This is a genomic window from Vibrio sp. 2033, from assembly GCF_033339735.1.
The window spans coordinates 593,094-613,538 of sequence record NZ_JAWOVC010000001.1 but is presented as its reverse complement, the minus strand read 5'-3'; the positions used below and the strand labels follow the sequence as shown (position 1 = coordinate 613,538).

16 protein-coding genes and 1 tRNA gene are annotated in these 20,445 nt (G+C 43.4%); 8 read left to right on the top strand and 9 right to left on the bottom strand.

Annotated elements, in window-relative coordinates; translation table 11 throughout:
* Window positions 1–176 precede the first annotated feature (176 nt).
* The 3 genes from R7P74_RS02740 to R7P74_RS02730 all read left to right on the top strand — a co-directional run bounded on the left by R7P74_RS02740 (window position 177) and on the right by R7P74_RS02730 (window position 2,655).
* Window positions 177–626, top strand: a complete 450-nt coding sequence (locus R7P74_RS02740; protein ID WP_005378276.1) for an L-alanine exporter AlaE — start codon at window positions 177–179, stop codon at window positions 624–626.
* Between the two features lie 144 nt (window positions 627–770).
* Window positions 771–858: transfer RNA gene (locus R7P74_RS02735), tRNA-Ser, on the top strand.
* A 93-nt stretch (window positions 859–951) separates the two neighbouring features.
* Window positions 952–2,655, top strand: coding sequence for a site-specific integrase (locus R7P74_RS02730; protein WP_025789108.1), 1,704 nt, complete (start codon window positions 952–954; stop codon window positions 2,653–2,655).
* A 127-nt stretch (window positions 2,656–2,782) separates the two neighbouring features.
* On the opposite strand, the gene R7P74_RS02725 is transcribed toward R7P74_RS02730, so the two are convergent.
* From R7P74_RS02725 to R7P74_RS02695, 7 genes are all read right to left on the bottom strand, one after another.
* Entirely contained in the window at window positions 2,783–3,721 is a 939-nt protein-coding gene (locus tag R7P74_RS02725) for a hypothetical protein (RefSeq protein ID WP_224723833.1), read from the bottom strand.
* A 176-nt stretch (window positions 3,722–3,897) separates the two neighbouring features.
* Window positions 3,898–4,458, bottom strand: coding sequence for a recombinase family protein (locus R7P74_RS02720; protein WP_025789109.1), 561 nt, complete (start codon window positions 4,456–4,458; stop codon window positions 3,898–3,900).
* Between the two features lie 154 nt (window positions 4,459–4,612).
* Window positions 4,613–5,140 (bottom strand): hypothetical protein, encoded by a 528-nt coding sequence (locus tag R7P74_RS02715; RefSeq protein ID WP_140317415.1) that lies wholly within the window; start codon window positions 5,138–5,140, stop codon window positions 4,613–4,615.
* Between the two features lie 137 nt (window positions 5,141–5,277).
* Window positions 5,278–6,072 (bottom strand): DUF3800 domain-containing protein, encoded by a 795-nt coding sequence (locus R7P74_RS02710; RefSeq protein WP_140317414.1) that lies wholly within the window; start codon window positions 6,070–6,072, stop codon window positions 5,278–5,280.
* Between the two features lie 481 nt (window positions 6,073–6,553).
* The gene (locus R7P74_RS02705; RefSeq protein ID WP_017635045.1) at window positions 6,554–6,682 is read right to left on the bottom strand and encodes a hypothetical protein; all 129 of its coding nucleotides are present in this window, start codon (window positions 6,680–6,682) and stop codon (window positions 6,554–6,556) included.
* 350 nt (window positions 6,683–7,032) lie between these two features.
* Window positions 7,033–8,025 (bottom strand): cytochrome d ubiquinol oxidase subunit II, encoded by a 993-nt coding sequence (locus R7P74_RS02700; protein WP_053307466.1) that lies wholly within the window; start codon window positions 8,023–8,025, stop codon window positions 7,033–7,035.
* Window positions 8,026–8,027: 2 nt separating this feature from the next.
* On the bottom strand, window positions 8,028–9,359 hold the full coding sequence (locus R7P74_RS02695) for a cytochrome ubiquinol oxidase subunit I (RefSeq protein WP_215810634.1): 1,332 nt from the start codon (window positions 9,357–9,359) through the stop codon (window positions 8,028–8,030).
* Window positions 9,360–10,175: 816 nt separating this feature from the next.
* Between R7P74_RS02695 and R7P74_RS02690 the strand changes: the two genes are divergently transcribed.
* Window positions 10,176–10,424, top strand: coding sequence for a hypothetical protein (locus R7P74_RS02690; RefSeq protein WP_033905060.1), 249 nt, complete (start codon window positions 10,176–10,178; stop codon window positions 10,422–10,424).
* 5 nt (window positions 10,425–10,429) lie between these two features.
* On the opposite strand, the gene R7P74_RS02685 is transcribed toward R7P74_RS02690, so the two are convergent.
* Window positions 10,430–11,419 (bottom strand): Solitary outer membrane autotransporter beta-barrel domain, encoded by a 990-nt coding sequence (locus R7P74_RS02685; protein WP_262634205.1) that lies wholly within the window; start codon window positions 11,417–11,419, stop codon window positions 10,430–10,432.
* 774 nt (window positions 11,420–12,193) lie between these two features.
* Between R7P74_RS02685 and R7P74_RS02680 the strand changes: the two genes are divergently transcribed.
* The 4 genes from R7P74_RS02680 (at window position 12,194) to R7P74_RS02665 (ending at window position 19,244) form a co-directional block, all read left to right on the top strand.
* Window positions 12,194–13,831, top strand: coding sequence for a methyl-accepting chemotaxis protein (locus R7P74_RS02680; protein ID WP_262641014.1), 1,638 nt, complete (start codon window positions 12,194–12,196; stop codon window positions 13,829–13,831).
* Window positions 13,832–14,297: 466 nt separating this feature from the next.
* Window positions 14,298–15,437 (top strand): efflux RND transporter periplasmic adaptor subunit, encoded by a 1,140-nt coding sequence (locus R7P74_RS02675; RefSeq protein ID WP_053349487.1) that lies wholly within the window; start codon window positions 14,298–14,300, stop codon window positions 15,435–15,437.
* Between the two features lie 2 nt (window positions 15,438–15,439).
* Entirely contained in the window at window positions 15,440–18,601 is a 3,162-nt protein-coding gene (locus R7P74_RS02670; RefSeq protein WP_054577971.1) for an efflux RND transporter permease subunit, read from the top strand.
* 187 nt (window positions 18,602–18,788) lie between these two features.
* A complete protein-coding gene (locus R7P74_RS02665) occupies window positions 18,789–19,244 on the top strand; it encodes a MarR family winged helix-turn-helix transcriptional regulator (protein ID WP_115385858.1) in 456 nt (151 codons plus the stop codon).
* Window positions 19,245–19,288: 44 nt separating this feature from the next.
* Here R7P74_RS02665 and R7P74_RS02660 read toward each other — a convergent pair whose 3' ends face one another.
* Window positions 19,289–20,245, bottom strand: coding sequence for an AEC family transporter (locus R7P74_RS02660; protein WP_005388415.1), 957 nt, complete (start codon window positions 20,243–20,245; stop codon window positions 19,289–19,291).
* Window positions 20,246–20,445 lie beyond the last annotated feature (200 nt).

Here is a 20,445-nt window from a genome sequence, read left to right as displayed (position 1 = left end):
AAAACTACTTTTACTTTAAAAGTTGGTTATAAATTTACAACTTAATTTTAAATACAGAACCATAAGCTAGTTTGTGTGTGTTCTAATTGCATCATTAACTGGCTTGATGTCTTTTTAGTGGTTAATAGTTTTATTATTTTTATTAATTGCAGTGTTTGATTTTAAGGGTTTTGTAAATGAAGTCTCGTGGACCATTTTGTATTCGTCACGCCGCAGCGGATACCTTTGCTATGGTTGTTTTTTGCTTTATCACAGGGATGATTGTCGAGATTTTGATTTCAGGGATGACATTTGAGCAATCTCTAGCATCGCGTACGCTATCGATTCCAGTGAATATCGCCATTGCTTGGCCGTATGGGGTTTTTCGTGATTGGGTGCTGCATCAAGGTAGTAAGGTGTCACCGTCTTCCTTTATGAAGAACATCTCTGATCTGGTCGCTTATGTACTATTTCAATCTCCAGTTTATGCGGGTATTTTATTCGCAGTTGGCGCGTCTACAGATCAAATTGTGACCGCAGTGGCAAGTAACGCTGTTATTTCTTGTGGCATGGGTGTGTTGTATGGGTACTTCTTGGACATGTGCCGCCGTTGGTTCCGTGTTCCCGGTTATTCTCAAAGCATGTAAATGCCCCAGTTTTGCTCAATTTAGTTACTTAGTGAGCAATCGATTCGAAAAGGGCGCTTTTTTTTATGTTTAGCCTTGACCATCAGGCACATAATCATTAAATTAGCGCCTCGTTAGCCAATGATGCTAACCAAAATTTGATTCGGTGAGTTGTCCGAGTGGCTGAAGGAGCACGCCTGGAAAGTGTGTATACGGCAACGTATCGAGAGTTCGAATCTCTCACTCACCGCCACATTCTATAAGCCCTTGTAGTGTAAGAACTTCTTATAATACAGGGGTTTGGTGCTTTAATGTAAGCTGCCTACTGGTACAAAGAGTAGGTACAATGTCGAACATCATGGCAAGTCCTTATAAGCATCCTCAGACTGGTGTTTACTACTTTAGAATGGCTGTCCCAAAAAAGCTGGTTCCTATAATCGGTAAGACAGTCTTCAAGAAATCTCTTCAAACGAAAAACCTTTCTGAAGCAAAGCAGCGATTTCCTCAGCATCTTGATGATGCGCTCAAGCAAATCGACTTCGCTAATTTAAAGCTATCTAATTCATCTGATATTGAGCTTAATGTCCGTGATTGCGCGATCATTGCCGAGCGTTGGTATCTGCGTGTCAAAGATGAGGTTGATGGTAATGGTAACTATGATTGCTATCTTCGATATGAATGGTATGGCGTTGAGGGCGATAAGCGTCTCCACGTATTCGGCTTATCTGACACATTTGAGTTTAGTGGTCTAGATGCGTCAAAAGCTACTGAAGAGGAATATCAAGAGCTTTTGGAAGGCTTGAAAGATTTCATTGAAGAACAGCTAAACATAGAAGGTTTAGTTGTATGTGAGACAAGCGCTTCATATAGACGTTTGGTTTACGCTTTTTACGATTACGCCCGTCGAGTTGAGTCTCTCTGTTTGGCTCGTCACAAGCGAGACTTTGGGTATGAGCCAGTGACCACTCCAATCGCTAGTGAGTCCCTTTCAGTGTCTAAGCCTGATAAGATACCGTCTAGGGCTTTGAAACCATCTCAGAACTCCATTTCGAGCCTATTGAAGCGTTACCTTGAGTCTGCATCTATTAATGGCAAAGCTTCTCAATCCTTGGCAGAGGTTGAGTCTCAGATAGAGCGTCTTATAGAGATAATAGGGGATCTAGATGTTGCTGATGTAACGAGAGGTCATATCTCAAAATACAAAGATACCCTGTTACAATTGCCTAAGTCTAAAGCTAAAGAGATTAGAAACAAATCAGTACCTGAGCAGCTTGAGCTTGTTAAAACAAAAGGGCTTGAGACAATATCTCCTTCAACCGTTAAGACTATTCTCAGAAAGACTTCTCCTGTATTTGGCTATGCTGTTGAGCTTGGTCTGATAGACGTCAACCCGTACAAAGGCGTAACACTTCCTAAAGTACAGAATAAGTCTGCGGTAGCGGAAGCTAAAGGTTTTACTCCTAGTGAGATCAATCAGTTATTTAAGCTAGATATATTCACTGATGTCACTGCTAGTAAGCCTTATGGCATGGCTTGTTATTGGGTGCCTCTTCTATGCAGGTATACGGGTTCTCGGATTGAAGAAATGGTTCAACTCAGAAGTTCAGATATACAACGATCAGACGAAGATATTCACTTTATTTATGTTCGTGAGGGTGAAGAGCAGAACGTAAAAAACGTTAAGTCTGTTCGACAAGTACCGATTCATGAGCACCTCATTGATTTAGGCTTTTTGGATTATGTGGCGTCCTGTGGAGAGTTTCTATTCCCTGAGCACAAGCCAAACAAACACGGTAAAAGGTCTGGTGCTATTGGTAAGTGGTGGAGTAAACAGGTCAAGACGGTAGGCATAACCAAGCAGCCATCACACTCGTTTAGGCACTCTTTGAGAACAGTTTTGCGTGGTCTAGGAGTGGTTGATTCTGTTAGTGATGCTATCACTGGTCACGCTCCGGCTAATATCGGTGCAGCATACGGTACGGTTGATATGAAGGCTAAGAAGAAAGCAATAGACTGTTTGCCTAGGTTGGCTGTCCCACGTCTTTGGTAGCTTTTAGTTAATGTATTTACACTGTTGTGCACACCTAAAGTCTCCCCACTGTTCACACGTGTACACTTTGGTCTTAAATAGCCCGTAGGCCTTGTGGTATAAGGCTTACGAGCTCGCGATGTTATTTCTAAAAGTCGTAGTTTTCGGTTACGTTAGGGGCTTTATTTCCACTATTTTTATCTTGAATACTCCCTTCGATAGTCCCAGCTTGTTCCAGCCACTTACTCCGTTGAGATATCGAGATACCTAATTGAGATCCCCTAGTGACCTTTCTTAAACCTTCCCTGAAGATATCCTCTCCAAAGAACTCAATGAGGCGGCTGATGCTATTTGAGACGTCTTTAATTTGCTTTTGCTCCCACTGCTCATCATCTTTGTCAGATATATTATCTTTGCCCTTAAAAGCATCTGAGAGGCGTCTAATCTTCGGAAACCCCTTAGAGTCCCAGCAGCTTTGGGGTAGGTAATAACGTGACTCCAAGCCAAACTGGAGGCCTTCAACAAAGCTCTCTAAGTCGTTCATCTCGATGTCAGTCCCTAATGCTTCTTTACAAGCTTTTAAGCCGTTAGCAATGTGTGCAGCCTGACCACGACTACATCCAACAAGCTCACATACTTGAGAGACGCTTAGGTCAAACTCTCGGTTAACAATTAGCTTGCGAAACTGAGCTTGCATTACTTCATCTTTAGTAACTCCAACCCCATGCGCTTGATTGACATCTTGGGCTGCTGAGAATGCCTCAGCGTAAGTACGGTTTTCTATGATCAACGAGTTAATCATCAATTCAGCATCGGGGTTTTCTTCAAGGTACTTCAAACAAGCTCCAGTGCGGTGGAAACCATCCACTACGTAATACTTATCATCAACCACAAAAACAGTGATAGGCTGCCTTATAGGCTGTCCATTACGAAGGTCTTCAAGAATCTCCTTGCTTTGACTCTCTTGCTTAATCTCTTGCGCTGAACGTACTCGTTTGTCTTTTATGAGTTCAACGTCACGGGCTTGCATCGCGGGATCGAGTATGAGAGTTCGAGGGTCTAAATACGCAAATCTGCTATCTGCCATGAATTGATTCATAGTGTGTTATGTACCTGTAGGTCTATGACTGATTATTAATGTTTCTCTTTTTGGTTTGATTAGAACCCTAGGAGGGGGGAGGGTTCGGGGTAATGCGAATCCATCACGATTGCACTGCCCAGCTATTTTTACACAATATGTGCGCTTGGTTTTTTGATTTTTACTTACTTGAGGTTTGTTGATAGAGCTCTTTGTACTGTTGAAAGAGAGACTCCTACTTGAGCTGCTATTTTCCTTAAAGACATTCCTTGTGAACGTAGCTCAGCGATACGCTGGTGGTTAGTTGTGTTAGTTGGTCTACCTTTATATTTCCCTGCTGCTTTAGCTTTCTCAATGCCTTCCTGACGTCTTTCCTGAATCATTGCTAACTCGAATTGAGCTACAGCTCCTAGCATGTTCAGCATGAGCTCAGACATATGATCGCTTCCACCAGCATTAAAGCTTAGGTTTTCCTTGTGGAATCTCACGCTAACACCTTGGTTAGTCCAGTCGTTTATTAGCTGCTTTAAATCAACCAAATTACGCGCTAGGCGGTCGATGCTATGAACGTGGATTGTATCTCCTTCTCGAACGTAGTCTTTAAGAGCTTCTAATGCTGGTCGTTTAGTTGAGCCACCACTGCATTTATCTGTAAAGCTCTTATCAAAGGTGATACCAGAATCTGTAAGTTGACGGTCTGTATTTTGGTTTGTGGTCGAAACACGTAGATAAGCTATGTGTGCCATTAGGTGTACCCGTTTAACTCTAAGATGTTAGAAATTTTATTGTGGTCACAATTCAAATTCAACCCTATTGGGTACTGTTTGATCAAGGTTTGACCGTAGTCGTTTGGGTATACCTAATGGGTGCGGTATTTGTTTCGGTTTGTTAAGAATACCTCTATCCTTTTTGAGACATGTTATCCGCAATGGTCATGATTTCTTGTATTCTTTTGTTTTCTTCTTGTCTCTTCGCGTCTATAAGTTCCCAGTCTGGGTCGTTCCAGTAGCTAGGAGCTAGCTTTATTCCATATCTCAAAACCTTGTCAACTAATTGTCTCTGCTCTTCCTTACTCTTATTGCTTAAGGATTTTTCGTTGGTGTAACTGAGAAGGAATAAGTATAGGCTTTCAGGGTCGTTCAGGATGTCTTCTAATAGTTTTGCTAAACGATTGGTTGTGTAAATCATTAGATGCTTCATTTCATCGTCAGTTATCTTAGAGACATCTTGCTCTGTTTCTGCTTCATCAATTGAAAAACCTGCGTGTAGGTCTTCTAATGGACTATCCCTGAATACTGTTTTAACCATGGATTTTGACAGTTCTGAAATGAAACCCCGTCTAGCTTCAGTATCTATGGACTGGAAGTTCTTTAGTGGGGTAATTAAGTGCTCGTTAAGTTGTTCTTTTGTTGGTTCTATTCTTGGCATTAAGTGTTGCTCCAGTATGCACACACTTTGTCTCAATAAGTAATTGATACTTTGGTGGTGACCTACTTGGTTTTGTGTATTGATATTTATGCTAAGGGTGTACGTAATGTGTTGTAAAGCTGGTAAAACGTGTATTCCTAACCATATAACTCAGTCCACCGCTCAAATTGCTCACGAGAAACTGAGGGGACATCAAGGTCTATTGCTACTTTTTGTGTTGAAGGAGTGTTTCTGTATTCTTGTGGAAAGTGCCAAATGTTGAACTCGTCGTTTGGCATAGTGTCATGGACAAGCTTTTCCCATCCAAGTGTCATAGCTATTCTTTTACAGGCAATTTTCTTTGCAAGGTCTATTTGTGCGTTACTGTCTATGTAAAGCCAATGCCCAGTATTTACAGCTCCAGTAAGTATATCAACAGCTTGTAGCGCCAAGTGCTGCTTGGAATCTTCCATACTCAGCTCTTCTATTACTGTTGTGCCGGTTTGCTTTTTGATTAGGTGGTTACTAATAATTTTAACGACTTCATCTTGCTTAGCGTAAGAGGTACTTTTTTGATCCATTCTTACAGTGGCTAAACTTTTTCTGTTTTTTAGGGAGTTGGCTAATAAAAAATCATAAGTAGTGAAAAAAGCCTCTTCTTCATTTTGATGCCATTTTCTATAAAGGTCTTTTCTAACTACAATGCAATGAAATGAGCAGGGTGCAGATAGAACTAGCTTGGCAATATCTATACATAAGTTTAGTTTTCCTGCACTCTTCCGTATCTTTTGCCACTTCAATTCTCCCCTTATTCCACTACTTGCTATTAGCTTGTCCATATGAGTATTGAACTCATTTAAAAAGTTTTGAGGGATAGTAAGTATACCAATTGTGTAGCAAGGGCACCCTTTGGTAATGCCGCTTTCATCGGCATAGGCAATAATCTTATTCATTAAAGACAGTACCTCGTGATCAGAGAACCTGACTATAGTGCCATTTTAGTGTTTACCGCTCAATATGTTGCATAGTGTTTTTGGAGCTGCCTTGAAGTACAAAGAACTGGTACAAAACATAAAGATGTATTATATTTAAATCATTGATATTAAAAGATTTATACTTGGCAGCTTGCAATCGAGAGTTCGAATCTCTCACTCACCGCCACATTCTAAAAGGTCTGATTTATCAGGCCTTTTTTCGTATCTACACTAAAGTAATGCGTCATTGAAAGTACACAAGAGTGCTCAAGGTGCAAGCGCCATTCTATCTACAAGCCAACTATTCACATCTCACCTCGATACAACGCCAAAATTGAAGATGCTATACAGAGGCAGCCATAATCTGATTGGTGCGGGTTAGCCTATCCGCTTTAATCTAGAATTTAGCACCCATATCACATGAGGTATGAATACGGCCATAAGAATGAACGTAGCACTACTAGATGCTAAGCAAAACAGCCATGAACACGAATACAACAGCAATCATACCAAAGAGATCTGTGTTTGGATTGAGGTCATCAGGGTTAAATTTTTCAATGCTTTGCGTCGTTTTGCATCTTATCTTCATGTTCTTGTCCTTATTTCATGTACGATTTCAACAGCAACATAACATGCAATTGAGTGTTCACAAGTCATAAAAAGCATAAGTATACTTGCACCTCATTGAGCGCAAAAAATACTCAAAGCGTTTTAAAGTGGCGGTCTACCTTCTGTAACATCAAATATTCTTTCTGTTTTTGTGCCTGTATCGCTATAGTTGAGAAACGGTTATCTCGTTCTAGTTAGGAACAAACTACTGGCTGCCGCTACATTCTCTCAGCGTTCCCACTCAGTCGCCTTGGGTAGATACTTTAGTCGTTGAGTACTGCAAAAAAAACGCCGCATGAGCAGCGGCGCTTTGTTGAGGAATTCCCTTTCCTACTTGTAGCTAAGTTCTGTCGCTTTGCCTTTGAAGATCCGGTATACCACAAAGGTGTAAAGCAATATCACCGGCATAACAATCATCACACCGTAGCCCACGATTATTAACGTCGCAGGCGAGGAGGCGGCTTCTTGTGCGGTCATTAATCCCGGCACAACTTCTGGGAAGAAGCTATACGCAAGCCCGAGAAAGCTCAACGCGAAAATGACAGTGACACCAAAGAAAGGCCAGCGCACACCCAGATCATTCACCATTGGAACCTGACGCAAATAGCGATCAACTAGGAAGATGGTTGCCAATACAATTAACGGAACTGGGGCAAGCAACAAGATTTCTGGGAAGCTGAACCAACGCAAGGCAACTTGTTGATTTACAATCGGGTTTACAACGCTAACCACCAAAATTCCTAAGGCCGCTAACCAACCAGCACGGCGAGACCAACGGGCCGAGCGTATTTGCAAATCACCTTCCGTTTTTAGTACTAACCATGCGCCACCGATGTAAACGTACGCCGCCGCTACACAAAGTGCGCTTAACCAAGCAAAGCCAAATGCTTCGGTTGATTGTTCAAATCCCATGATGTAACGACCCACCATGTAACCCTGAGTTAGTGCGGTGATTAGTGAGCCAATTCGGAAGCACCAATCCCAATGAGGTTTATGATCCGAGTTGGCTTTGGCTCGGAAGTCGAACGCTACGCCACGCATGATCAGTGCGATAAGCATTATGGCAGTAGGCATATAAAGCTCCGTCAAGATCAAGCTATGAGCAGTAGGAAAGGCAATCAACAAAATACCGACGGCCAACACCAACCACGTTTCATTCGCATCCCAGAAAGGGCCGATAGACGCTATCATTCGATCACGTTGCGCTTCATTATCACTTGGCAATAGGATACCGACACCAAGGTCGTAGCCGTCGAGCACGGCATACATAAAGACTGAGAATCCAAGCAGCAGAAGATAAATTTCTGGTAGATAGTCGAGCATGATTAGGCCTCTTGTTGTGTCAGTGGGACTTCATGGGCAGCAACGTCTTTGCGCGCCAAATAGAATAGGGTATGGATGTACGCAACCAGCAATGCAGCATAAATGGCTAAGTACATAATGAGCGAAGTCATCACGCTACTGCTCGTAACCGTGGTGACGGCTTCGGATGTTCGCAATACACCGCTGACCAACCAAGGTTGTCGACCAATCTCAGTAACATACCAACCCGCCAGTGTGGCTATCCAACCAGAGAACGTCATGGCTAATACTGTGTACAGGTAAGGTTTAGGTAGCGCTTTTTTGCGTGCTAGCTTCACCGCGCCATACCAGCTAACCAGCAGCATAAGGACACCTACACCAACCATCACGCGGAAACCAAAGAACAAGGGCTTCACTGGCGGGTGGTCAGGCGCAAACTCGTTAAGTCCCTGGATTTCCCCGTCTAAGTCATGCGTAAGAATCAAACTCGCCAACTTAGGGATGCCCACTTCAAAATCATTGCTGCGAGTTTCTTCATTTGGCATCGCAAATAGTAGAAGAGGTGCGCCTTGCTCGGTCTCCCACACACCTTCCATCGCTGCAATTTTTGCAGGTTGATGTTCAAGCGTGTTTAACCCGTGAAGGTCACCGACAAAGATTTGTACCGGGATGAACCCAGCCGCCGCGAACAACGCGACTTTTAGGCCAAGTTTGGCTGAGCGATGATCTGGCTTTTTCATTATTTGATAAGCCGAGATACCTGCAATCAAGAAGCTGGCAGTCAGCGCCGATGCTAATAGCGTGTGTAGAAGACGGTACGGTAAAGAAGGATTGAAAATGACTTCTTTCCAACTGGTCACATGAACAATGCCGTCAATCACTTCATAGCCACTTGGTGTGTGCATCCAGCTGTTAAGCACCAGAATCCAAAATGCGGACATACTTGTCCCAACAGCAACCAGAACGGTGGCGAGAGTATGAACCCATTCCGGTACTCGTCCTCGTCCAAAAAGCATTACACCCAGGAAGGTGGCTTCCATAAAGAAGGCGGTCATCACTTCGTATCCGAGCAATGGTCCAGCTACGTTTCCGACTCGTTCCATAAAGCCTGGCCAGTTGGTACCAAACTGGAAACTCATCGTAATGCCGGATACCACACCCAAGGCGAAAGTGAGAGCGAATATCTTGACCCAGAAGTAATAAACATCGAGCCATACGGGGGCTTGTGTGCGGTTATATCGCCACTTGAAAAACACCAACATCCATGCCAACGCAATGGTGATGGTCGGGAAGAGAATGTGAAAGCTGATATTGGCCGCGAACTGGATCCGCGACAGCATGAGGGTATCTAACATCTTGGTTCCTCAAAAACGTGCCATACTAAAAATCGTGTCTATCTGTAATTTAGTTACGAAAAGTCGGGCAGTTTGGATTCATGTATCGAGAAATACAGGTGATTCTGTTTTCTTCTAACCATGATTTATATCAACTAAGACAAAGAAAGGAGTGTAGGAAATTGTCTCAAAATGCCACTAATAGTCGCGAGAAGTGAGTAAAAGAAAGCAAATGTAACTGAAGGAGCATGGATTAAGATTAGTTCGAATTATCCTTATGATGGTTTCGATAATCCTGAAATAAAATTACAGAAACAATATTTTTAGTAAGGAAATTTGCCTTGCCTTCACTTTGAACCTCCATACTATTTATACACTAGTCATGTCGAGATCATCTCAAACACAGCAAGCTTACTGACAGTTAAGGTGGGAAACTTTAGCTAATTGATAAACTTAAAATTGCACCGCTAATGACATATGCATCATAAGTTTGTTAGGACTCGACCAGAAGTGCGATAGGCTACATTTTTATACTAGCGAACGATTTAAAGCTAGGTAATTCGGCTTTCACTAGATCAGCAAGTCGACTGCGGACCATTTTCGATTCCTGATGAGTTTCAATCCAAACTGACACTTACTTTTCAGCAAGTGTGCTAGTGTCTTTCTTGTTATTTATTAAATAATTAATAAATGCCGATATGGTAAAGAGAGTTGTGGACAGCTATCTCGAGCAGTAGACTGACGCTAGCCAGAGAGTCTGACTTTGAGGGGGGCATTCTACATGAATCTTGGATTCTGCCACCGCAAAGCTGATATTGAATTTGATGGAGATGGATAATGAACGACAGTTGGGCTAATTTCTTTCCTTACTTTGCTGGAGCTTTTAAGCTTATTGTATTAGGGATAGGAGCCTACTTAGCCATTAAATGGCATTTTGACGAAGAGCGAAGGGTAAGAGAAGCGGAAGGTGTGGTGTTTGATAACCCAAGTCTCATGAAAAAGTTTGCGAAGACGCTAACTCTGCCATTCCTTTTGTGTCTTCTAGTTCTTCTTGTTATATATGCTACCAACAGGTTCCTGTACTGACGGCTTTATTGTTTGTTGTAGTAAAGTTGAATGCTGCCACCTCTGAGAGTCGAGCCGTAGTTGAAGTTAACGCCTATGCCGAAATTGTCCAACCAATCAAAGGGCTTTGGTGCATAAAATAGCCATCCTATAGAAGCTTCGTAGTAATGCGGACTTCCAAGTTCGTCGCTTAAATCATGCGAAAGGTCGACTCTTTTAATCCCAGTAAATAAAGCTTGCTCACCGTGATAAATATTGTAGTAACCGGTGATTTCATTAGATAGGTACCAACCTTTAGGGTTGCCTATATTGCCGTTATTTGCGCTTCCCCAGCTGTGCCCAATGAATGAATTCAATGTCGAACTGGCATGCCATTTCCCCCAACTTGTGGGAGACGTGTATTTGGCTTTGATGGATGGTTGAACTATTGCCGCCCATGCTGAAACGTTAACGGCACGGCCGTCTAGGATTCTTCCAATGATGGAGGAAAGTTTATTATCGGTAGAGAATGAGTTTTCATAACGCATAAGGTGAGTCGTCGTTCTGGTGCTAAGGGTGACGTTTTCACTTGCTTTGTATCGATACCCATAACCAATCGATGCACCGTATGTCCTTTCCTTGAGAAGATCCTTACTTGTGCCGAATAGTTTGAGATCATTCTCTGTTTGTATCGTAAATGCCTTAAACGACAGCTCATGTAAATCCTCGCTGCCCTCTATGTCAAAGTTAGTCGTGTAAGGGAGAACATATACGGATTTGCTTCGACGTTCATTGATTGACTCGTCAGTCCCGAACTCTGGGTTGGCGGTATCAAATAATGCATTCGGATCAAAGTCGCCAATACCAAACGCAATTGCGTCAGTATCGGACAGCAACACCGCGATAGAAAAACGTTGTTGAAGAAGGTTGCTAATTTCCTTATCTAGTGGATCCGCATGAGCAGTATGAGGTAGAGAGAGTAGGAGAGCGAGCGAAACGACTCGCCACTCCACTGAGGCGAAGTTGGGTTGGAACATTTTGGCTCTTTTAAATGGTTCATGCATGGAGTTTTCGGACGTATCGGTACGCTAACATTAGTTTAATCGTTGAATGGTCTGTGTAACTTTGAGAAATCTATGTTTTCTCATATTGATATGAAAAAGTTCCTTAAACGAGTTTAGCTTCTATGTGTATGCTGCACCAGATTTGTTTAGCAACATCATTCTTTTCTGAAGATGTAGCAAGACTTTGTGGCTAGGTTGCATTATTTTCTTGAATGCGTCTCTTGAAAGCAAAATAGCAAACTTTTTTATTGCCTTGGCGCTCAAGAAAATCTGAATCGTTCACTGTGCTACTGGTTAACTTCGAAAACTTGTAAGCATCCTGTCTGCCAACATCACGACTAATATCCTCACGGAGTAACCCTAAATACGTCAGATAAACAATGGTTTTTTTGAGCTTTAGCAGAAATGTTCGGACCTTTGCATATTCCGCGGTTGTGCTCAATCCAAGAACTGTGTTTTGTATGTGTTCTCAGTAAATCATTGATTCGATCTATTCTTCAAAATGTAGTCCCTTTTAATTCACTTTCTGTTACATATTTTTCGTTTTGAAAGAGCATTTTAATTTGCATATTTTGAAAAGATCTATTTGTTAAATTTTCTATAAAATCAACTAATTGTTGAAATTAGAACCCTTGTCAAAAAGTCATTAGATTTCATGTTGAATAGTCTATTTTACCTAATAGTATACTCTATTTGTTTGATATAATTTTCGGCAGTTTGTATACCATAAATAAAGAGAGTCTATTCATGTTCCAGAACTTAACGATCAAGCAGAAGATAGTGATTCCGCTGTCATTGATTATTGGATTGTTTATTGTGAGCTCTGTATTAAACGTTATGACAAGTTGGAAGCAATCTGAATTGAGTGAGACACTCAACGAACAGATCGTGCCGAACTTATTAACGATTGAGGATGCTTATCGCGATCTTTACCAAGCAACATCTGCAATCCAAGGTGTTGCACTTTCTGATACTCAAAACGATATTGATCATCACATCGGTGAATACAAAGACAACGCCTACAAAGCACTGCCACGTATGGAACAAATGATTGAGCTATCACAAGCCGGTGTGATGCCTTCTACACATGGTAATGAAGTTCGAACGCTTGTCTCTTTGGGTGAAAAATGGTTAGTAAGTTATGAAGCGATGCTACGTTTACCTCAATCTCAATGGCGTGGTTACTATAATGAGCACAAACATACCTTTGAAGACCAATTTATCGAGGTTAGAGCGCAGCTTAACGTTGTAAAAGATGCAATAGAAGAAAAGCAAAACCAATTGAAGGACGAGATATCAGCGGCTGCAACAAGAGCAGAACTCATTCTTGAGGCTGGCATTGTGATTGTTATTTTTGCCGCTATCGCGATGGCTTTTTTGTTGTTACAAACGGTTGTGAAGCCTATCAATGATATTAAAAATGCGATGACAGAAATTGCGTCCGGTGAAGGTGATCTAAGTCAGCGAATCGATGTAAAAACACAAGACGAAATTGGCAATTTAGCAGACGCATTTAACCAGTTTGTGTCCAAAATTCAAATGACAGTCGCTCAGGTAATTGAAAGCTCAAATACCTTACGTAACGAAATGGCAAATCTTAGCTCGTTGACCACGACCATCGCGAATTCGACCGTTTCTCAGCAAAAAGATAGCGAGGCGGTAGCGGCGGCAGTGCATGAAATGCAAGTCACCAGCAGAAATGTAAGCGATAGCGCTAACGAAGCTGCGGTTGCGAGCCAAACAGCGAATGATGAACTTACCAATACCAATGTTATTTTGGATCAAACGGTTAGCTCAATTCGTAGCCTCGCAAGTGAAATCGAAAGCGCAAGCCACGTCATTAACACATTGGATCATGATGTGAGTAACATTGCGTCCGTACTGGATGTAATTCGTGGTATTGCCGAGCAAACAAACTTATTAGCGCTTAACGCAGCCATTGAAGCGGCTCGCGCTGGAGAGCAAGGGCGAGGCTTTGCTGTGGTAGCGGACGAGGTTCGTTCTTTAGCCAGTCGTACGCAACAGAGTACGGGAGAAATCCAAACCATGATTGAAAAGCTACAATCTGGTGCAGGACAAGCTGTAGAAGTGATGCGCGGTAGCCAAAATAGCAGTGATGAAACGATCAAGTCCGCTGGCCGAGCGAGTGAATCCCTTTCTGAAATCTTGAACGCGATTTCACGTATGAACGAGATGAATACACACATTGCAACGGCTGCGAGCCAGCAAAGTACAGTAAGTGACGAAGTAAATAGCAACGTACAAGGCATTGCAGACAGTAGCACTTCAATTGTGGAAATCGTAAACCAAGCGCAAGCTTCTTTAGCCATGTTGTCAGAGCAAACTCAACGTTTAGATCATCAGGTCAGTCAGTTCAAAGTATAAGCTTGAGAACAGCAATCTCACTGACGAAATAACCCGCTTCTTAGCGGGTTATTTTTTAGATAAGTGGCGAACCTGACTTGTGAAATTTCGACTATATTTACATTCCTTTCTCACTTTAGTTCGTATACCAGAGTGGGCAAATAACCCTAGACAGCGGTAACAAACTCTGTACAGCGTGATGATGCTTTTATCATCACTTTTGCTGCTTTTTAACCATTGCAATTGCACACAGGAAAATGTGATTTCCAACCCAAAATCTTCAAATTTGAGAACTTCATAACACCTTTACCATAAACGTTTTTCGTAAGCGTATAGAACTGTAAATTTTGTTGTATGTACAACACTGGGTATTTATCATCCTAATTAATTTGTTCTGGATATACATCCGTTAGTCATTATTAAGTCATTCTAGAAGCTTTTAATAAGGAATCTTGAAGGCTTGTCGGTAGATAAGAGAGAAAAATTCATGAGACGTAAAACCACGCTATCTCTGCTGATTGCGTCGAGTCTTTTTGTGGTTGGATGTCAACCTAGCGAAGAAGGATCGAGCCAAGGTGGTGGTCCTGCGCCCGCAACCGAAGTAGAAGTGTTAACAGTGCAGCCAACGCGCCAAGCATTGACAGTAGAGCTGCCGGGTCGTAGCCGAGCATTCAAAGAAGCAGAAGTTCGTCCGCAAGTTACTGGCATTATTTCGGAACGAAATTTTGTTGAAGGTGGATTTGTTGAACAAGGACAGTCGCTATATCAAATTGATGATTCGTCATTTCAGGCGGATTTGCTGAGCGCTGAAGCGGAATTAATCCGTGCGCAAGCTGCGGCAGAGTCGACCTATGCCACGGTGAAGCGTTACAGAACCTTGATCACCAAAAAATCCATCAGCCAACAAGACTTGGATGAAGCAGAAGCGGCATACAAAGAAGCGAAAGCGCAGGTCCTAGTCGCAAAAGCCAAGATCAACACAGCAAAAATCAACTTAGATTATACGCAAGTCAAAGCTCCGATTAGCGGGGTGATCGGTAAATCGAGTGTGACAGCGGGTGCGTTGGTTACGGCTAACCAAGCTGCCAAATTAGCGACCATTCAGCAGCTTGACCCTATCAATGTTGATATTGTGCAATCATCCGCGCAACTGCTGCGTTTGAAAGCATCACTCTCCCAAGGCCATATGCAAGAAGATGACTCTGCGCAAGTTACATTGATGCTTGAAGATGGCAGCACTTACGAACACAAAGGCACAATGAAATTTACTGAGGTCAATGTGAACGAAAGTACGGGCAGCGTGACGCTTCGTGCCGAATTCCCAAACCCTGACGGTTTGTTGCTACCTGGAATGTTTGTTCGTGCGACGGTCATTACTGGTGTCGACCCTGATGCGATTCTAATACCACAAAATACGGTATCTCGTGATGCGACAGGTAAAGCGACAGTGATGACGGTTAATGGCGAGAACAAAGTGGAAGCGAAACCAGTGAAGACTGCCGAAGCGATCAATAGCCAATGGCGCATTATTGATGGTTTGAACGCGGGTGATAAAGTCATTACCGCCGGTTTACAAAAGGTAGGGCCAGGCAGTTCGGTAACTATCCAAAACGGTGAACAGGAGTAATCATGGCACGATTTTTTATCGATCGTCCGGTATTTGCTTGGGTTCTCGCGATTCTAACGATGTTGGCGGGGGTAATGTCATTATTCAATTTACCCGTCTCGCAATACCCAACGATTTCACCGACGACGATCACCATCAGTGCTCGCTATCCAGGTGCATCAGCAAAAACCGTTGAAGACTCGGTAACGCAGGTTATCGAGCAAAACATGACAGGATTAGATTACCTTCGCTACCTATCATCGAGCAGTGATGCATTTGGTAATGCGACAATTACCCTGACGTTTGATAGCGAAGCTGATCCTGATATCGCGCAAGTACAGGTGCAGAACAAACTGCAATTGGCATTGACTTCATTGCCGATGGAGGTACAAAACCAAGGTATTGTCGTCAATAAATCCAATACGGCATTTCTCATGGTTGTCGCAGTTTATTCTGAAGATCCTGACTTTACAGAAAACGATATCGGCGACTTTGTTGTAACGAATATTCAAGACCCGATAAGTCGTGTAACTGGCGTAGGACAAGTGCAGGCGTTTGGTGCGCAGTATGCGATGCGAGTTTGGCTAGATCCATTTAAGCTTACGCAGTTCAACTTGACCGCGATCGACGTAGCAAATGCAATCAGTGAACAGAACGCGCAAGTTTCTTCAGGTCAACTTGGTGCGGCACCTGCGCAGGAAGGTCAGTTGTTGAATGCTACGATTTCTTCTGCAAGTCGTTTGAGCAGTGTAGAAGAGTTCCAAGACATCATTCTTAAGTCCGACGCCAGTGGTTCGAATGTTTATTTGAAAGATGTAGCTCGCGTTGAGCGTGGTGCAGAAAGTTATGATATTCGAGGCCAATATAATGGCTTCCCAGCATCGGGGTTAGGTATTTCATTAGGTACTGGCGCAAACGCGCTTGAGACCGCCAATGCGGTAAAAGAGCGCTTAGAGCAACTGAGTGCAACGTTCCCAGAAGGGTTGCAGATTGCTTACCCATTTGAAACAACGCCATTCGTCAAAGCCTCGATTCAAGAAGTGGTTAAAACGCTATTAGAAGCCATTCTTCTTGTGTTCTTAATCATGTACCTGTTCTTGCAGAACTTCCGTGCGACGATCATTCCAACGATCGCAGTGCCTGTCGTATTGCTCGGAACCTTCGCTATTTTGTACGCGACTGGATTTAGCGTAAACACGTTAACCATGTTCGCGATGGTTCTGGCTATCGGTTTGCTGGTGGATGATGCCATCGTTGTGGTGGAAAACGTCGAGCGTGTGATGCATGAAGATGGGTTGGAGCCCAAAGAAGCGACCAAAAAATCGATGGGACAGATTACTGGTGCCCTGATTGGTGTCGGTTTGACGCTTTCTGCGGTATTCGTCCCTATGGCGTTTATGTCTGGCTCTACAGGGGTTATTTACCGTCAGTTTTCAATAACTATTGTGGCGGCTATGACGCTTTCCGTTTTGGTTGCGATAATTCTGACTCCAGCATTGTGTGCTACGTTGCTGAAAAAAGGCGATGCTGAGCTTCTAGAGAAGAAAGGCTTCTTTGGATGGTTTAACCGCAAGTTTGATGCGATGACAGCAGGCTATGAAACCGGCGTTGCCAAACTTCTAAAACGCACAGGTCGCATGTTGGTTGTATTTTTGGCAATGAGTGCAGGTGCTGGCTGGTTATTTATGAACCTTCCAACGTCATTTTTGCCAGATGAAGACCAAGGCACAGTATTCTCAATGGCTATTTTGCCGCCTAACTCAACACAAGAACAGACGGAAAAAACACTTGAGAAAATGCGTGACTTTTACCTAGTAGACGAAAAAGACAATGTAAAGTCTGTCTTCTCCGTTGCTGGATTTAGTTTCGCAGGCCAAGGCCAAAACATGGGGATGGCATTTATCGGTCTGAAAGATTGGTCTGAGCGTGAAGCGCCTGGCGCCGATGCCGCTTCCATTACTGGTCGAGCGATGGGGTACTTCTCTACCATTAAAGAAGCTTTGGTGTTTGCGTTCGCCCCTCCAGCGATTCAAGAGCTAGGTAACTCGACAGGTTTCGATTTCTATCTCCAAGACTCGTTGAATAAAGGGCACGATGCATTAGTTGCGGCTCAAGGGCAACTTCTGGGCATGGCAGCACAAAACCCGAAACTTGTCGGTGTTCGTCCAAACGGTCAGGCAGATGCGCCAATGTACAAAGTTAACATTGACCACGTCAAACTTCGTGCTTTGGATGTCAGTATCAATGACGTAAACCAAATCCTGTCAGCTGCATGGGGCGGGGCTTACATTAACGATTATATTGACCGCGGTCGTGTGAAGAAAGTGATGGTGCAAAGTGATGCGGAATACCGCATGCAGCCAAAAGACTTCGATTCATGGTACGTACGCAACGCTAAAGGAGAGATGGTGCCTTTCTCTGCTTTTGCGAGTGGCGAGTGGACCTATGGGTCTCCTCTTTTGCAGCGCTTTGATGGTTTGCCAGCAATGAATATTCAAGGCGGTGCAGCTCCTGGTGTAAGTACTGGTGAAGCCATGGAAGAAATTGAAGCAATGGTAGAAAAGCTACCGGAAGGCTTCACGGTGAACTGGAATGGTATTTCGTATGAAGAGCGCCTTTCCGGAAACCAAGCGCCAATGCTATATGCGCTATCTATCCTCGTCGTATTCTTAGTTCTTGCCGCTTTGTATGAAAGTTGGTCAGTACCTTTCGCCGTGGTGTTAGTTGTTCCTCTTGGTGTGCTTGGTGCTGTGCTTGCGGTAATGACGCGCAGTATGGATAACGATGTGTTCTTCCAGGTGAGCTTATTAACGACGGTCGGCTTGGCAACCAAAAACGCCATTCTGATTGTTGAGTTTGCAAAGGACTACTATGAGAAAGGCGCTGGGCTTATCGAAGCAACCTTACATGCTGTTCGCGTTCGTCTGCGCCCAATTATCATGACATCGCTTGCTTTTGGTTTGGGTGTGGTACCACTTGCTATCAGCTCAGGTGTGGGATCGGCAGGTCAAAACGCAGTGGGTACCGGCGTACTTGGTGGCATGATCAGTGCCACGATATTGGGTATATTCTTCGTCCCAATCTTCTTTGTAGTGGTTGAGCGATTGTTTGATCGACGTGCGAGAAAAGAGTCGGAGGCAGAGTTGTCTGAGACCAGCACTAAACCCAGTCAGCAAAGCGAGTAGGACTTGGTTGTTTTAACTGAGTTATACTAGTGATAATAAACACGATTAAAGGGCGCTTCGGCGCTCTTTATTTTATGTTTTCACTTGGTGGTTACCGTCTATGACGCGAGCCTGAAAGACGGCGTGTTGTGTGCAGTATCAGCACAGCCTTTTCGACCGAATGAAAGCCTAAAGAAGAAAAACGACGATGAAAGATCAGAAAATTTCCCCAATTTCCGTTTTGGATCAAAGCCCTATGTTTGTCTGCGGTGTGATGCAGCGCATGTACCGCAATCGTGCCCAAGCCGAGCTCTCTCGGCAAAATTTGATGACACTAGAAATGGCAAGTGCACTGGCCGCTTTAGAAGAATTTCAACCTATGAGCCAGCAAGCGTTAGCTGATGCGGTTCGAACTGAGCGAAGTGTAGCAAAGCGGATGGTGGACAATCTGGAAAAGAGAGGGTTTGTTCAAGTTTCTAAAAGTAAATCGAATCAGCGCCTTAAAATGCTAAGCATGACAAAAGAGGGGGCAAATGCTTTAAAGCAAGTTCATCAAATCATGACGAATTTACAGAAAGAGTTTTTTTCTTGTTTGTCGGAATCTGAAGCGACTGAATTTTTTCGTCTGGTAAGAAAGCTCACTTTTGCGAATCACGACCAGTAACTTACATCAATGCCGTCTAGCGTCTTTATTTTATCGCTGGCCAATTATATTAAGTTGTAGAACTTAAGAAATAGGATGCCCAACGTACAGGTCACGGTAGAAAGCACCGTAGTGAGTGCGATGATATTTGCAGCTAACGTGGCATTGCCTCCCATGGAACGCGCCATGACATAGCTGGCAGCAGCGACTGGAGAGGCGTTCATAAAGAAAAGAATACCTAGCTCAATTCCTCGAAATCCTACTAAGTAAGCTCCCATGGTGATGATGACTGGCGCTACGATGAGCTTGTAACTGCTCGCAAACCAAGATGGACCTTTCTCTTTTCTCATCAAGCTAAAGTCAAGTGAGCCACCCGTACACAACAGCGCCAAAGGCAATGTCATTTTGGACAAGTAGTCTCCTGCGTCAATAACCACATTCGGTACTGGAATAGCGAGTAAATAAAAAGCCATTCCTAGAACAATGGAGATTATGAGCGGATTCCTAGTCAGTGTTCGGCCCATCATCTTTGCTGCTTGCGAGGCAGACGTTGCCCCCTTGGGCGATAAGCAAATTACCGCTTGGACGTTATAAATAAATGTGGTGACCGCGACATAGAGCGCTGCTAGCGCCACACCTTGAGAACCATACGCATTGGCAACGTAAGCGATACCAATAATACCTGTATTTGCTCGGAACCCACCTTGGATGAGAACGCCTTGGTCAGGCGATGCTTTGAACAGAAGTTTGACGGAAAGGTAGGTGAAAATGAAAAACGAAATACTAGCGATGACGCCGAAATTGACGAATCCACTTGCCGCGGAAAAGTCGTGTTCTGAAGCCACAATGCTGACAAATAACATCGCAGGCAAGGTAACTTGAAACACCAGCTTAGAGCCTACTTCGATAAAATTATCGTTGATTAGACCAAAGCGCTTAAAAAGAACGCCAAGTACCAACATCAAACAGATAGGTCCGGTTATCGACAAAGAGAATTGCAACTGATGTAAAACAGCTTCCATGTAAGTATCCGCAGCAAAAGAAAAAAGTGTTCCTGCTGCCTATTAAGCCACAAACCCGGAGGGTAGGACAGTAACGTAATGAAATTTTCTTCTGTTGTAGGTTCCGGAGTCATTTACACTCCAAGTTATGGACGAGGTCCCAATTTAACAAAGCGGTACTGGTCCTACGAGCGATATGTTGGTTAACTCGTTGTCGTGAT

Coding starts and splice junctions, on each gene's coding strand:
- R7P74_RS02680 (WP_262641014.1), top strand. CDS start 12,194: ATGTTCCAGAACTTAACGATCAAGCAGAAGATAGTGATTCCGCTGTCA.
- R7P74_RS02695 (WP_215810634.1), bottom strand. CDS start 9,359: ATGTTAGATACCCTCATGCTGTCGCGGATCCAGTTCGCGGCCAATATC.
- R7P74_RS02730 (WP_025789108.1), top strand. CDS start 952: ATGTCGAACATCATGGCAAGTCCTTATAAGCATCCTCAGACTGGTGTT.
- R7P74_RS02670 (WP_054577971.1), top strand. CDS start 15,440: ATGGCACGATTTTTTATCGATCGTCCGGTATTTGCTTGGGTTCTCGCG.
- R7P74_RS02665 (WP_115385858.1), top strand. CDS start 18,789: ATGAAAGATCAGAAAATTTCCCCAATTTCCGTTTTGGATCAAAGCCCT.
- R7P74_RS02740 (WP_005378276.1), top strand. CDS start 177: ATGAAGTCTCGTGGACCATTTTGTATTCGTCACGCCGCAGCGGATACC.
- R7P74_RS02700 (WP_053307466.1), bottom strand. CDS start 8,025: ATGCTCGACTATCTACCAGAAATTTATCTTCTGCTGCTTGGATTCTCA.
- R7P74_RS02675 (WP_053349487.1), top strand. CDS start 14,298: ATGAGACGTAAAACCACGCTATCTCTGCTGATTGCGTCGAGTCTTTTT.
- R7P74_RS02685 (WP_262634205.1), bottom strand. CDS start 11,419: ATGTTCCAACCCAACTTCGCCTCAGTGGAGTGGCGAGTCGTTTCGCTC.
- R7P74_RS02720 (WP_025789109.1), bottom strand. CDS start 4,458: ATGGCACACATAGCTTATCTACGTGTTTCGACCACAAACCAAAATACA.
- R7P74_RS02660 (WP_005388415.1), bottom strand. CDS start 20,245: ATGGAAGCTGTTTTACATCAGTTGCAATTCTCTTTGTCGATAACCGGA.
- R7P74_RS02710 (WP_140317414.1), bottom strand. CDS start 6,072: ATGAATAAGATTATTGCCTATGCCGATGAAAGCGGCATTACCAAAGGG.
- R7P74_RS02705 (WP_017635045.1), bottom strand. CDS start 6,682: ATGAAGATAAGATGCAAAACGACGCAAAGCATTGAAAAATTTAACCCT.
- R7P74_RS02715 (WP_140317415.1), bottom strand. CDS start 5,140: ATGCCAAGAATAGAACCAACAAAAGAACAACTTAACGAGCACTTAATT.
- R7P74_RS02690 (WP_033905060.1), top strand. CDS start 10,176: ATGAACGACAGTTGGGCTAATTTCTTTCCTTACTTTGCTGGAGCTTTT.
- R7P74_RS02725 (WP_224723833.1), bottom strand. CDS start 3,721: ATGGCAGATAGCAGATTTGCGTATTTAGACCCTCGAACTCTCATACTC.